We start from the raw sequence: 13634 nt of genomic DNA, 5'->3' as shown, positions 1-13634 counted from the left end.
ACATCCCTGTAAAAAGTGTGGATCTTATCCATCTGGGTATCGGCTGCTGTTCACAGAACGTGAACGCCGTGTATCACCATGGGCCGTTGTTTATCGAGGCTCCGCAGCTGGGCAAAGGCATCTGGCTGGGGATGCCGGCAAATGTGAAGCACATCACAAAACCGGCATTGAAACAGATGGCTGAATGCTATCAACGTTTTTCATCGGCCGGAAGCGGCGAGTTGATCATCGGCAATCGGCAAATATCGGTTTGATCGCGGTTAAAGGCGAATTGCCATCAGCCGATAGGCATAATACTGGCGTTGCCCAATCTCTTGGATCAGTTGCTGCCCGATGATTACCCTGTTCGCCGCCCTGCTCGCCTTACTGCCCAGCCTGGCTCTGCTGCGGGTGCTGCACCGTCAGCGCCAGCAGCACCGTGCCCTGCTGGCGGCGCTGGACGTGGGCGTGTTGCAACTGGATCGTGATGGCCGGGTAGCCTGGCACAACCCGGCCGCGGCCGAACTGCTCGGCTGTTGCAGCACGCCATTGCTGGGCCAGTTCCTGCGAGAACACCTGCCGCAGCTGGCCGCGCCAGCCGGTTCAGTGCAGTTCACCGGCGACGATGGCCAACCGCGCGCGCTGCACATCAGCCAGCACGTCACGGGCAATGCCGGGCAATGGCTGCTGATCCATCCGATCCTGGTCGAGGCCGAACGCTTCCAGCGCAGCCAGTATTTCGCCCGCATCGGCACCTGGGATTGGGACATCGACACCGACCGCCTGTACTGGTCCGACGCCATCTACGGCATGTTCGGCCATGCGGTCGCCGCAGTGACACCCAGCTACCAGCTGTTTTGCAACGCGGTTCATCCGGACGATCGCGCCCGTGTGCGCGCCGGCGAACTGCGCTGCATCGAAACCGGCGAGAACCACGACGAGGAGTATCGGGTGGTCTGGCCGGACGGTACGCTGCACTGGCTGCGCGAGACCGGCAACGTGGTCAAGGACGAACGGGGCACGCCTATCAAGATGATGGGCGTGGTGCGTGATATCACCGAGGAGAAAACCTGGGCCAACCGGCTGCACCAACTGGCACACCATGACCCGCTGACCGGCCTGCCCAACCGCCTGGTGTTCGAGGAGCGCCTGGGCAGTGCCCTGGCGTTGGCCCGGCGCAACCACAGCCGTGTCGCACTGGTGTTCATCGACCTCAACGGGTTCAAGGCGATCAACGACAGCCTGGGCCACGCGGCGGGCGATCAGGTCCTGCAGGCCACCGCGAGCCGTCTGCACGAGGCACTGCGCAACTCCGATAGCGTGGCACGCCTGGGTGGCGACGAGTTTGTCACCGTGCTGGAAGGGCTATCGGCCGAGCGTGCGCCTGAGGACGAGGCACGGGGAATCGCGCAAAGGTTGCTGGTGCCGCTGGAGGCCCCCATCCGCGTGGGCGACACGCTGCAGCGGGTCGGCGTCAGCCTGGGCATCGCCCTCTTCCCCGATCACGCGCAAACCCGCGACCAATTGATCCATGTTGCCGATCTGGCGATGTACGAGGCCAAGCGCAGCGGCGACAACCAGTACCGCCTGGGCCAGGCGCAGACGCTGCACGCCCGCAACGGCTGACGCGGATGAGGGCTACGCAATACCCTCTGACGTGGCCTCGTCTGCCCGCTTTCTACGCTGCCCGAGCAAGGCACGCGCCGCGACTGCAGCGACCACCAGGCCAGGCGACGCCGCCAGCAGCAGGCCGCCGACCCCCGCCCCCGCCGCCAGGATCTGCCCTGCCGCCAGCGGCCCGGCCATCGAACCCAAACGCCCAATCGCCACCGAAGCCCCTACACCCGTGGCGCGTACCTGGGTTGGATACAGGGTTGGCGCCAGTGCATACAGCACCAGTTGCCCGCCGATGGCGCAGTAACCCGCAGTGAAACCGGCCAGCAACATCAGGCCAAAACTGCTCGACAAACCCAGCCCCGCCAACGACGCCAGCATCCCGGCATAGGCGATCAGCACCGCCCGCCCGGCAAAGCCGCGGTCCATCATGCGCCCGGTGAGGAATGAACCCGCTGCCCCGCCAAGGTTGAACAGGATCTGTACCGCACCGGCCTGGGGCCGGCTGAAACCTTGGCCGATCAGCAGCGACGGCAGCCAGTTGAGCAGCATGTACAGCACCGTCAGGGTGAAGAAGCACGCCACCCACAGCAGCAGCGTACGGCTCATCTGCCCCGCCCCGAACAGCTGGGCAAGGGTGCCATCGGCGCCGGCCTGCGCACCACCCTGGGCACGGAACGCCTGAGACTCTTTCAACCAGAGCATCAGCACCAGGGCAATCGCGATCGGCGCGATGCCACCGACGTAGAACACCGTGCGCCAGCCCTCGCCTACCCCGCTCATGCCAATCACCGACGCCAGCGCCCCGCCCAGTGGCACGCCGCAATAGGTCAGGCTCACGGCCGTGCTGCGCAGGTGCGCCGGTGCCGCCTCACTGGCCAGGGCGATAAGGATCGGCAACGCCGCGCCCAGTCCAAGGCCGGTCATCAAGCGCGCGATCAGCAGCGTGGTGTAGCTTTCGGCATGGGCGGTGCCGAGCGAGAAACCGCCAAACAGCAACACCGCCACGATCAGGATCGCCTTGCGGCCAAGCCGGTCAGCCAGCCAGCCGCCGACGAATGCGCCGGGCAACAACCCCAGCAACCCGGCACTGAACACCCAACCGAGCATGCTCGGGGTCAGGGCAAACTCCTTGGCCATGTGCGGTGCGGCAATGCCGGTCGCCTGCAGGTCCAGCCCTTCGAGCAGTGCGACAAGAAAACACAAGCCGATCGTGAGCACCGCCTTGTTGGACGTTGCGGATGTATGACGCATGTGAGGCCCCTCTTGTTGTTATCGGTTGGGTAGTCAAAGGCGGAACGTGGCACGTAACGAGATGAACGACGAGTCCTCGCCGCCAGCGTCCTTGATGGCCGCGCCGACGTCGTAGTACTTGAGGTCGAGGTCCAACGTGAGGTTGGGTGTGGCCAGCCAGCGGGTGTTGGCGCGGTAGATGGTGCCCACGTGCCGGCCCGTACCGCGGGTGTTGGCCAACAGGCTCATGCCGGGCATGTACACACCGTCCTCTTCGCGCTGCTTCCAGACTTCGAAGAGGCCGGGTTCGAAGCGCACCGTGCGCCAGGGCGAAAAACCGAACGTGGGCCCGACCACGATGATGTTGCTCAGGGTGGTGAGGCTGGCCTCGCCGTAGACGCCGTTGCGCGGGTACAGCGGGTCGAAGGTGCCGACCTTGCCGTCGCCTGGGTCGCTGTCGCCGCTGGCGGCATCGATGCGCATGCCCAGGCGTGGTTGCCAGGGATGGGCGAAGGTATAACCGCTGTCGCTCGACACGGCCCAGGCGCGGATCGAGGCATTGCCCAGGTGGCCGGTCTGCCCGGCCAGGTTCCAGCTCCAGTCCAGCGCCTGCTGGCGGCCGAACAGCCGCGTGCCGAAGGTGTAGCGCTGTTCGTCACCGGATTCGCCGGCCAGGCTACGGTCGTCGGTTTCCAGGCCGAAGGCGAACAGGTCCATGTTCCAGGCCGGCGACAGCGGCAAGGTACCGTAGAGGCCATAGAACTTGACGCTGTTGTTGCTACCGTCGTCCCAGCTGTCCTCGCCGGTTTTCAGCGGGCGCACCGCAAAGGCATCGAGCTTGCGCCCGTCCTTGAGGTTGAGGCCGGCGCGCACGCCGTCGAAGCTCAGGCGGATGTTCGGTACGTCGCGGTAGGTGACGAACACCTGGTCGCCAAAGGCCATCTCCTGGCGACCTACACGGGTGGTATAGCGCCCCCCGGCAAAGTCGTGGTTGAAGTCGACGAAAGCTTGGCGCACTTCATTGCGGCCCTCATCGTTGGGCGAGTACAGGTCCTTGCCGAAGGCGCGGGTGTTTTCCACCTGGACGAAGGTGCGCAGGGCATCGTCGAACAGGTGCAGGTCGGCGTGGGCCTGCAGCCGTTGCAGCAGGTAGGAATCGTCTTTGACCCCGCGCAGGCCGAAGAAAGGCTTGTCGAGCGCGTCGGCCCGGTAGCGGGCCTCGGCACCGAGTTGCAGCCAGGCCGACTCGGACAGCCGGTGGTAGCGCAGGCCATCGAAAGGGTCGGTGGCTTTGCCAGGGTCGTCGAGAAAGCGGTAGTCCTCGATCCAGCGAGGGGCGCCGGGCCGCCCTGGCCGGCTCTCTTCAAGCGGGTTGGCCGCATGCACGGTCTGGCAGAGCGAAAGCAGTACAAGGGGCACCCACGCCCCATTCAACGGCCTGGTCATCAGAATTTCCCTTTGCTTGTTCTTATATTTGTTTTTGGAACTGGATAACTCTATTAACGATTATTTTTGTTAACTATTAAGCCGTCAATAGGGATGATCGCTGCGGCAAGCAGCGACCACCATCAAGCGTTCGCTGATCGCACACTTCTGTACCCAGTGACCGCGGCACGCCCTCTCGGCCGCTAGAATCTCCATGGCGCGGCCTCTAGCATGAGGCTCTAGCCAAAAACTCATTCATAAGAACAACAAGAGCACCTCAATGAATCATCTGCCCTCCCTCGCCGCCCTCGGCGTGCTCATGCTCGCTGCCAGCCAGGCGCTGGCTGCACCATCCGTTAAACAACCAAACATTCTGCTGGTCGTCGCCGATGACCTCGGCTTCTCCGACCTGTCGGCCCTGGGCAGCGAGATCCAGACGCCAAACCTGGACAAACTGCTGGCCGCCGGCCGCCTGATGCTCGACTTCCACGCAGCGCCCAGCTGCTCACCGACCCGCGCCATGCTGATGTCCGGCAACGACCCGCACCTGGCCGGGTTGGGCATGATGTCGGAAGCGCGCAAGCGCCTACCTCCAGGCTCCGAGGTGCGCGCCGGCTACGAAGGTGTGCTCGGTGGCAATGTCGCCACCTTGGCCGAACTGCTGCATGACGCCGGTTACCGCACCTATATCTCCGGCAAATGGCACTTGGGCATGCAGCCGGCGCAGCAGCCGCAGAACCGCGGCTTCGACCAGGCCTACGTGCTGCTCGAAGGCGGCGCCGCTCACTTCAAGCAGGCCAACATGGACCTGCAGTCGAACTACAGCGCAACCTTCCGCCACAATGGCGAGCCCATCGAACTGCCCGACGACTTCTACTCCAGCACCTGGTTCACCGACCGCCTGATCGATGTCATCGACCAGGGCAAGGCCAGCAACAAGCCGTTCTTCGCGTTCGCCGCCTACACGGCGCCGCACTGGCCGCTGCAGGCGCCGGACCGTTACCTGGCGCAATACCGTGGCCGTTACGACCAGGGTTACGAGGCCATCGCCCGTGAGCGCCTGGAGCGCCAGCGCAAGGCCGGCCTGGTACCGGCCGACTTCCCCCAGGAAGCCACACTGGAAGGCGTGCCGAGCTGGGCTTCGCTGAGCGAAGAACAACAGCGCCAGTCGGCACGCAGCATGGAGGTATACGCCGCCATGGTCACGGCCCTGGATGCCCAGGTCGGGCGCCTGGTGGAGCACCTGCGCAACACCGGCGAGCTGGATAACACGCTGATCCTGTTCATGTCCGACAACGGGCCGGAGAATGCCACCCGCGTCGATCCCGACTGGATCAAGGCGAACTTCGACAACCGCCTGGACAACTACGGCCGCCGCGACTCGTTCCTGATGATCGGCTCGGCCTGGGCCCAGGTCAGCGCCCTGCCCAGCCGTCGCTACAAGATGACCACCTACCAGGGCGGCATCCGCGTACCGGCCTTCGTCTACTACCCGGCCACCATCAAGGCCGGCCGCAGCGAGGAACTGGCCAGCGTACGCGACATCATGCCGACGCTGCTGCAACTGGCCGGTGCGCCACTGCCCGGCATCAAGTACCGCGACCGCGATATCGTGCCGCCGCAAGGCACCTCGGCGCTGGACTACCTGCAAGGCAAGGACAGCCAGATCCACGCCAGCGACGAAGCCCTGGGCTGGGAAATCAACGGCAGCGCCTCGCTGCGCAAGGGGCCGCTGAAGCTGTTGTGGGATGCCACTGACGGCACCCCGGGCTGGCACCTGTACGACCTGCGCAAAGACCCCGGCGAACACCACGACATCGCCGCCGAGCACCCAGGGCAAGTGGTGCAGATGCTGCGCGACTGGAAAGCCTATGCCCAGCGCAGCAACATCGCGATCGATGCCGATGGCCGCCCGGCCAGTCCGGCAAGCCCGGCCCTGGCCAGGCAGCAATGAACGCCCGACTTGCCGCTGGCGCAGCGCTCGCCGCCGGCCTGCTCGCCGCCGTGTACGGCGCCTGGCCACAAGCCCCGGCGCCGCTGCTGCTGTGCGCAGGCTACAGCGGCCTGCCCGCGCAGCGCCAGGGCCCGTGGCGGGACGGCATGGTGCACGTGCCTGGCGGCGAGTTCAGCTTTGGTTCAAGCCGCTTCTATGACGAGGAAGGCCCGCCCCATCGCGCCAGGGTGTCGGCCTTCTGGATCGACGTGCATCCGGTCACCAATGCCCAGTTCGCCCGCTTCGTGAACGCCACCGGGTACGTCACCCATGCCGAGCGCGGCATCAGTGTGGAAGACGATCCCGACCTGCCCGAAGGCCTGCGTGTGCCGGGCGCGATGGTGTTCCAGCAGGGCCCGGACGTGCTCAGCCCCGGCTGGCAGTTCATCCCGGGTGCCAGCTGGCAGCACCCGCAAGGGCCGGCGAGCAGCCTGGCCGGGCTGGACAACCATCCGGTGGTGCAGGTCGCCCTGGAAGATGCCCAGGCCTACGCCCGCTGGGCCGGCCGCGAGCTGCCCAGCGAGGCGCAGCTCGAGTACGCCATGCGCGGCGGCCTGGCGGATGCGGACTTCAGCTGGGGCGCCAGCGAGTTGCCCAAGGGCAAGCTCATGGCCAATACCTGGCAGGGCCAGTTCCCCTACCACAACGCGGCGGCCGACGGCTTTACCGGCACCTCGCCGGTAGGCTGCTTCCCGGCCAATGGCTTGGGCCTGTTCGATGCTGGCGGCAATGTCTGGGAACTGACCCGCAGCGGCTACCGGCCGGGCCACGACGCCCGGCGCGACGCCGTGCTCGACCCACCAGGGCCGCAATTGAGCGACAGCTTCGACCCCGCCGAGCCGGGCGTGCCGGTGGCAGTGATCAAGGGCGGCTCGCACCTGTGCTCGGCGGACCGCTGCATGCGCTACCGGCCCTCGGCACGTCAGCCACAACCGGTGTTCATGGCAACCTCACACGTAGGCTTCAGAACGATTCAGCAATGAACGGCAACGGTGCAGCGGCCGCAGCGATGGCCGCCACCTGCCGGTCGAGGTCGGGTAGCAGGTAGTCGAAGAAGTAACCGACGCTTTCCTGCTTCTCGCGGCGTAGTGGCGCCTCCACCGGCAGTGCCTCGATACAGCGGGCAGTGCGGGCCCAGGCAAAGGCCTGCAAGGCCGTGGCACAAAGTTGCAGGAAGTCGCCAGCCGCGCGATACGGGTATTCGCAATCGTCCGCTGCCATCAACCGCAGGTTGGCCAGCACCGTTTCGAGCTTGTCGCAGGCCCCGCCCAGCTCGGTGGCAGCCCTGCCAGCCGACGCGGCGGCCTCGGCGCGCAACTCCCCCAGCAGCAGCGCAACCCCTTCGCCGCCATCGCCCAGCACCTTGCGCAACAGCAGGTCGTTGGCCTGGATCTCGTTGGTACCTTCGTAGATCATCGCGATGCGGCTGTCGCGCAGGGTCTGCTCGATGGCGAACTCCTCGGTGTAGCCATAGCCGCCGAACACCTGCAGGGCCTTGCTGGCCAGGCTGAAACCTTGCTCGGTGAAGGCCGCCTTGATCACGGGCGTCAGCAGCGCGGCCAGTGTCGCCGCCTTGGTCCGTTGCTCAGGTTCGGCAGCGACCGCAGCGATATCCAGCCAGTGCGCCGCCCAGTAAGCCAATGCCCGCATGCCCTCGCTGCGCACGCGCAACTCCAGCAGGGTCCGGCGCATGGCCGGGTGCAGGTGGATCAGGTCGGCCCCCTGGGCACCCTTGGCGCGGCCCGGCGCGTTCATCTGGCGCCGCTCCAGGGCATAGTCGCGGGCCTGCTGCCAGGCGGCCTGGGCATGCCCCAGCCCTTGCAGCCCGACATGCAGCCGGGCCGAGTTCATCATCACGAACATCGCTGCCAGGCCACCGTGGGCCTGGCCGACCAGCCAACCGCGGGCACCTTCGAAGCGCAACGCGCACGTGGCGCTGCCACGAATGCCCAGCTTGTGCTCCAGGCCGTCGCAGTACACGGCATTGCGCTGGCCGTCCTCGTGCCATTTCGGCACCAGCAGCAATGACAGCCCACGGCTGCCGGCCGGCGCATCCGGAAGCCGCGCCAGCACCAGGTGGAGGATGTCGCGGGTCAGGTCGTGCTCGCCTCCGGAGACGAACAGCTTGTTCCCGGTTACCGCGTAACTGCCATCGCCCAGTGGCTCGGCACGGCTGCGCAGCAAGCTGAGGTCACTGCCGGCCTGGGCTTCGGTCAGGCACATGGTGGGCAAGGTCTGGCCACTGACGATGCCCGGCAGATAGCGTGCCTGCAACGCGACGGACCCGTGGCTTTTCAGGCACAGGTAGGCCCCATGGGCGATGCCGGTATACATGGCCCAACCGTGGTTGCTGCCGAAGAGCATTTCCTGCAGGGCCGCCTCCAGCACCAGGGGCAGCCCCTGGCCGCCAGACTCGGTGGCACACGCCAGCGCAGGCCAACCGCCTTCGACATAGGCACGGTAGGCGGCCGGGAAGCCCTCCGGCGTGCTCACCTGGCCTTGCGCCACCCGGCAGCCCTGGCGGTCACCGGGAGCATTCAAAGGCGCCAGCACCTGTTCGCTGAAACGGGCCGCCTGCTCCAGCACCTGAACCGCGAGGTCGAGGTCGACGTCGGCATAAGCCGGTAGCTGCGGCCAGGCCTGATCGACCCGAAGCCAGTGTTGCAGGACGAACTGCATGTCGCGCAGCGGAGCCTTCCAGGCCATGGCTTACCTCGGGATCAGTCAGTGAAATGGGGGTTTTCGATCAGCAGCGCCATGCCCTGGCCACCGCCGATGCAGGCCGCGGCGATGCCATAACGCAGGTTGCCGTGGCGCAGTTGCCGGGCCAGGGTGTGCACCAGGCGCAGGCCGGTGGCGGCCAGCGGGTGGCCAAGGGCGATGGAACTGCCGTGGACATTGAGTTTTTCCATATCGAGTTCGAGCGCCTGGGCTACTGCCAACAACTGGGCGGCTTGCGCCTCGTTGATTTCGAAGCGGTCGATCTGCTCCAGGCGCAGGCCGCTGCGTTCGAGCAGCAGTGCGATGGCTGGCACCGGCCCGATACCCATGGTCTGCGGCGGCACGCCCACGGCCGTGGCCATCAGCAAGCGTGCCAGCGGTGGCTGGGTGCAGCCCGAAAAGCGCGTGACCACTGCCGCCGCCGCGCCATCGACCACAGCGCAACTGTTACCGGCGGTGTGTACGCCACCCTCGTGCACTGCACGCAAACGGGCCAGCGACGCCGCATCGGTAGGCCGTGGGTGGCTGTCCCGGCTGACCGCGGTCACCCCTCGTGGTAACCCGATGGCGCGTGGCAGGCAGCCTTCTGCGCTGAACGTCTGCGCCGTGACAGTGGCGATCTCATCGTCGAACCAGCCTTGTGCCTGGGCTTGCAGGGCGCGCTGGTGGCTGCGCAGGGCCCAGGCATCCACCGCTTCACGGCCCAGGCCATACTCGCGGGCCAGGAGCTCGGCGGTACCGATCATGTCCACGCCGGCAGCCGGGTCGTACAGCGCTTCCCAAAGAAAATCCTTGAACCCGACCGGCGCGCCAAGGCGGAAGCCGCCGCGGTGTTCGTAGGCGGCGATCGGGTTGCGCGACATCGACTCGGCGCCTACGCACAACACCTGCTGCGCGCCACTGCGCAACTGCTCGGCGGCCTGGCGCAGCAACTCCAGCCCGGTGCCGCAGATGCGCTGTACCGCCAGCGCCGGAACGCCTTGCGGTACGCCACAGTACAGGCCGATGTGACGCGGCAGCATGTAGGCATCGAAACTGGCCTGGGCCATGCTGCCGGCGAGCACGCTGTCCACCGTTTGCGGGGCGCTGCCGGCCCGCGCCAGCGCCGCCCGCCCGGCCAGGATGCCCAGGTCGATGGGCGAAACACCGGCCAACGCACCGCCCAGGTCGACCCAGGGTGTGCGCGCCATCGCGACGATGGCGGCATCCTCGAACGCCGTGCACAGCCCGCTGCGGCTCATGGCAGCACCTGGGCGCGCAATGCGCTCGGGTCTTCGCCGCGGTACAGCGCCTCGACCTGTGCAGCGCGCCGTTGCAGCACCGCACGCTGGTTGATCGAGCCCTTGTCGGTGATCTCGCCGGCATCGATCGACGGCGGCTCTACGAGCAGCGCTAGCCACTCGACGCGGCTGGCGTTGCCCTGGGCATCGCGGTTCAAGCGCTCCAGCCAGCCGGCGAACCAGTGGCGCACGGCATCGCTGGCCAGTACCTCGGCATCGCTGGCAGCCACGGGCAACCCGGCCAGCTGCCGGCACTCGGGTAACCGCGCAAATACCAGCACCCCCAGGCATTCACGGTCTGGCGCGGTCACCACGATATCCTGCACATAGGGCGAGCCCTCCAGCACCGCACGGTTGCGCAGCGGGCCGACACTGACGAACACCCCCGAAGACAGCTTGAAGTCCTCGGCGATGCGGCCATCGAACATCAGGCCATGCTCAGGTTGCTCGGCAACGGCAAGCTTCAGGGCGTCGCCCGAACAGTAGAAGCCCTCCTCATCGAAGGCCTCTGCCGTCTGCTGCGGCGAGCGCCAGTAACCCGGCATGATGTGCGGGCCACGGAAACGCGCCTCCAGCTTGCCGGCCTGCGGCACCAGTTTCACCTCGCAGCCCGGCGCCGGCAGCCCGACATAGCCGGCCATCGACAGTGGCCCGGTGGTGAAGGTGCATGAGGGTGAGGCTTCGGTCATGCCCAGGCCGGCCATCATGCGGATGCGCTCGCCACAATGCTGCTCGGCAATCCGGTCGAGGCGGTCCCAGACACTTTGCGACAGGCCCGCAGCGGCGAAGAAGAACAGCTTGATGCGGGCGAAGAACACCTCGCGCAGGGTAGCGTCCTGCTCCAGTGCCTTGACCAGCTCTTCCCAGCCCTTGGGCACGGTGAGGTAAGCCGTGGGGGAAATCTCGCGCAGGTTGCGCAGGGTCTCGGCGAAGCCTTGCGGAGTCGGCTTGCCGGTGTCCAGATAGAAGCTGCCGCCGTTGTACAGCACGATGCCGAGGTTGTGGCTGCCACCAAAGGTGTGATTCCAGGGCAGCCAGTCCACCAGCACCGGCGGCTCCTCGGCGAATACCGGGAAGGTCTGCAACAGCATCTGCTGGTTGGCGCAGAGCATGCGCTGGGTGGTGATCACCGCCTTGGGCAACTTGGTCGAACCCGAGGTGAAGAGGAACTTGGCGATGGTGTCCGGCCCGGTTGCGGCGAATGCCGCATCGGCCGCAGCCAGGTCGCCAGCTTGCAGCAGGGTGTCGAAGCCCAGGTGACGACGGCCCGCAGCCTGGCCGCGCACGCTGATCACTGCGACCGAAGCGTCCAGCACGGCATCGAAGGCCCGCTGGAACGGTTGGGCGTCGGTGGCAAACACCAGCCCTGGGGTCAGCACTTCGCACACATGGCGTAGCTTGGCGAAGTCCTGCGACAGCAGCGCGTAGGCTGGCGATACCGGGCAATAGGGAATGCCGGCATACATGGCGCCGAGGGCTATCTGCAGGTGCTCGATATCATTCCCGGAAAACAGTGCCAATGGCCGCTCGGCGCTGAGGCCAAAGCCCAGCAGGTTGGCGGCGATGGTGCGCACATCGGCGAGCATCTGCGCGTAGCTGATCGTACGCCAGGCACCGTCCGCCTGCCGCGCCGCGATGAACGTGCTGTCGGGGCGCACGCTGGCCCAGTGCAGCAGGCGGTCGAGCAGGCGCGCCGGTAGCGGTGCCAAGGGTTCGACGGGCTGCATGCGCAGCACGCCATCAACGTGGCTGACCTGCACTTGGGGATGCCCGATGGCCACCTGCCGGTAGCGCGGGACTTGGCCAGGGTCGATTGACCGTGAGCGGGCTTCGGTATTCACGCAGGTTGCTCCTTGTTCTTGTTGTACATGCTGCCGCCGCCTGACGTTGCAGGCGGCGGTCTTGTAGCGCGTTGCCTGGGGTTGCAAAGGCTAGATCGGGTAATGCCGCGGGCCTTGCTGCAGGGTGACCCAACGCAGCTGGGTGAACTGGTCGATCGCGGTGCGGCTGCCGAAGCTGCCGTAGCCGCTGGACTTGACCCCGCCGAACGGCATCTGCGCTTCGTCGTGCACGGTCGGGCCGTTGATATGGCAGATACCCGACTCCACCCGTTGTGCCAGGGCCAGGGCGCGACTGGTGTCGCGGCTGAAGATCGCCGACGACAGGCCGAACTCCGAGTCGTTGGCCAACGCCAGCAGGGCCTCGTCGCCCTCGGCACGCAGCACCACCGCCACCGGCCCGAAGGACTCCTCGCGGTACAGGCGCATGCTGGCATCGACGTTATCGAGCAAGGTCGGTTGCAGGATGCTGCCATCGAGTTGGCCACCACACACCAGGCGCGCGCCCTTGGCCACGGCGTCGTCGATCAGCGCCTTGATGCGCTCGCCGGCCTCGGCACTGACCAGCGAACCGAGCACCGAGGTGCTGGCTTGCGGGTCACCCGCGCGCAGCCCGGCGACCTTCACCGCCAGCTTGTCGACGAAGGCGTCGGCGATGCGGCTGTCCACCACCAGGCGTTCGGTGGACATGCAGATCTGCCCTTGGTTGAAGTAGGCGCCAAAGGCCGCCGCTTCGACCGTGACGTCCAGGTCGGCATCATCGAGCACCAGCAGCGGCGCCTTGCCACCCAGTTCGAGCAGGGCTGGCTTGAGGTGGCGGGCGGCCAATTCGCCGACGATGCGCCCGACATGGGTGGAACCGGTGAAGTTGACGCGACGCACGGCGGGGTTGGCGATCAAGCGCTCGACGATGGCCGGGGCGTCCTCCGGCGCATTGCTGATGACATTGACCACACCATCGCCAAGGCCGGCGTCCTGCAGCACCTGGCCGATCAACCGGTGCACCGCCGGGCTCAGCTCCGAAGCCTTGAGCACCACCGTGTTGCCACAGGCCAGCGGCATGGCGATGGCGCGGGTGGCGAGGATTACCGGGGCGTTCCACGGGGCGATGCCCAGCACCACGCCACAGGGCGCGCGCAAGGCCATGGCAAAGCTGCCAGGCACATCCGAGGGAATCACCTCGCCGGTGATCTGCGTGGTCATGGCGGCGGCTTCGCGCAGCATGTTGGCAGCCAGCTTGACGTTGAAGCCGTACCAGTTGGCCATGGCCCCGGTTTCACCGGCAGCGGCGATGAATTCGGCAGCCCGTGCCTGCAGCAGGTCGGCGCCGGCGAGCAAGCGGCTACGCCGCTCACCGGGGGCCAATGCCGCCCAGGCCGGGAATGCCGCGTGGGCCGCAGCCACCGCCGCATCGGCATCGGCCAGCGTGGCGGCGGCAACTTGCGACACCACCTCACCCGTCACCGGGTTGCGGCGTTCGAAGGTTCGTCCATCACGGGCAGGACGTGACTGCCCGCCAATCAGCAAAGGCACCTGCAACATGCTCATTCC

Annotated in this window: 10 protein-coding genes; 4 read left to right on the top strand and 6 right to left on the bottom strand. The window is 66.6% G+C overall.

Annotated elements, in window-relative coordinates; all coding sequences use genetic code 11:
• Positions 1–17: 17 nt before the first annotated feature.
• Positions 18–254: a hypothetical protein gene (locus F6X59_RS22535; RefSeq protein ID WP_152958197.1), complete on the top strand. Its 237-nt coding sequence runs from the start codon at positions 18–20 to the stop codon at positions 252–254.
• A gap of 79 nt (positions 255–333) precedes the next feature.
• Positions 334–1605 (top strand): diguanylate cyclase domain-containing protein, encoded by a 1272-nt coding sequence (locus tag F6X59_RS22530; RefSeq protein ID WP_152958196.1) that lies wholly within the window; start codon positions 334–336, stop codon positions 1603–1605.
• A 12-nt stretch (positions 1606–1617) separates the two neighbouring features.
• On the opposite strand, the gene mhpT is transcribed toward F6X59_RS22530, so the two are convergent.
• Both mhpT and F6X59_RS22520 read right to left on the bottom strand, forming a co-directional pair.
• Complete coding sequence (gene mhpT, locus F6X59_RS22525; protein ID WP_152958195.1) at positions 1618–2847, bottom strand: 3-(3-hydroxy-phenyl)propionate transporter MhpT; 1230 nt, start codon at positions 2845–2847, stop codon at positions 1618–1620.
• A gap of 33 nt (positions 2848–2880) precedes the next feature.
• Positions 2881–4272 carry an alginate export family protein gene (locus F6X59_RS22520; protein WP_152958194.1) on the bottom strand — a complete coding sequence of 464 codons (1392 nt, stop codon included), beginning with the start codon at positions 4270–4272 and terminating at the stop codon, positions 2881–2883.
• Between the two features lie 259 nt (positions 4273–4531).
• Here F6X59_RS22520 and F6X59_RS22515 point away from each other — a divergent pair, with 259 nt between their 5' ends.
• Complete coding sequence (locus F6X59_RS22515) at positions 4532–6205, top strand: arylsulfatase (RefSeq protein ID WP_152958193.1); 1674 nt, start codon at positions 4532–4534, stop codon at positions 6203–6205.
• On the top strand, positions 6202–7227 hold the full coding sequence (locus tag F6X59_RS22510; protein WP_152958192.1) for a formylglycine-generating enzyme family protein: 1026 nt from the start codon (positions 6202–6204) through the stop codon (positions 7225–7227). Before F6X59_RS22515 ends, F6X59_RS22510 begins: the two co-directional genes overlap by 4 nt.
• Here the strand turns inward: F6X59_RS22510 and F6X59_RS22505 are convergent.
• The 4 genes from F6X59_RS22505 to F6X59_RS22490 all read right to left on the bottom strand — a co-directional run bounded on the left by F6X59_RS22505 (position 7208) and on the right by F6X59_RS22490 (position 13625).
• The gene (locus tag F6X59_RS22505; protein WP_152958191.1) at positions 7208–8950 is read right to left on the bottom strand and encodes an acyl-CoA dehydrogenase family protein; all 1743 of its coding nucleotides are present in this window, start codon (positions 8948–8950) and stop codon (positions 7208–7210) included. The two genes, F6X59_RS22510 and F6X59_RS22505, sit on opposite strands and share 20 nt — an antisense overlap.
• 14 nt (positions 8951–8964) lie before the next feature.
• Complete coding sequence (locus F6X59_RS22500; RefSeq protein ID WP_152958190.1) at positions 8965–10206, bottom strand: thiolase family protein; 1242 nt, start codon at positions 10204–10206, stop codon at positions 8965–8967.
• Entirely contained in the window at positions 10203–12086 is a 1884-nt protein-coding gene (locus tag F6X59_RS22495; protein WP_346652133.1) for a feruloyl-CoA synthase, read from the bottom strand. Before F6X59_RS22495 ends, F6X59_RS22500 begins: the two co-directional genes overlap by 4 nt.
• Before the next feature lie 90 nt (positions 12087–12176).
• The gene (locus F6X59_RS22490) at positions 12177–13625 is read right to left on the bottom strand and encodes an aldehyde dehydrogenase (RefSeq protein WP_152958188.1); all 1449 of its coding nucleotides are present in this window, start codon (positions 13623–13625) and stop codon (positions 12177–12179) included.
• Between the last annotated feature and the right edge of the window lie 9 nt (positions 13626–13634).

Origin of the sequence: Pseudomonas sp. MN1F (genome assembly GCF_009391885.1) — a bacterium.
Lineage (GTDB): Bacteria > Pseudomonadota > Gammaproteobacteria > Pseudomonadales > Pseudomonadaceae > Aquipseudomonas.
This window is presented reverse-complemented; position numbering and strand designations above follow the sequence as displayed.

Excerpts from the sequence above, each read along its gene's own strand:
- F6X59_RS22530 (WP_152958196.1), top strand. The coding sequence starts at position 334 with ATGATTACCCTGTTCGCCGCCCTGCTCGCCTTACTGCCCAGCCTGGCT.
- mhpT (WP_152958195.1), bottom strand. The coding sequence starts at position 2,847 with ATGCGTCATACATCCGCAACGTCCAACAAGGCGGTGCTCACGATCGGC.
- F6X59_RS22520 (WP_152958194.1), bottom strand. The coding sequence starts at position 4,272 with ATGACCAGGCCGTTGAATGGGGCGTGGGTGCCCCTTGTACTGCTTTCG.
- F6X59_RS22515 (WP_152958193.1), top strand. The coding sequence starts at position 4,532 with ATGAATCATCTGCCCTCCCTCGCCGCCCTCGGCGTGCTCATGCTCGCT.
- F6X59_RS22510 (WP_152958192.1), top strand. The coding sequence starts at position 6,202 with ATGAACGCCCGACTTGCCGCTGGCGCAGCGCTCGCCGCCGGCCTGCTC.
- F6X59_RS22505 (WP_152958191.1), bottom strand. The coding sequence starts at position 8,950 with ATGGCCTGGAAGGCTCCGCTGCGCGACATGCAGTTCGTCCTGCAACAC.
- F6X59_RS22500 (WP_152958190.1), bottom strand. The coding sequence starts at position 10,206 with ATGAGCCGCAGCGGGCTGTGCACGGCGTTCGAGGATGCCGCCATCGTC.
- F6X59_RS22490 (WP_152958188.1), bottom strand. The coding sequence starts at position 13,625 with ATGTTGCAGGTGCCTTTGCTGATTGGCGGGCAGTCACGTCCTGCCCGT.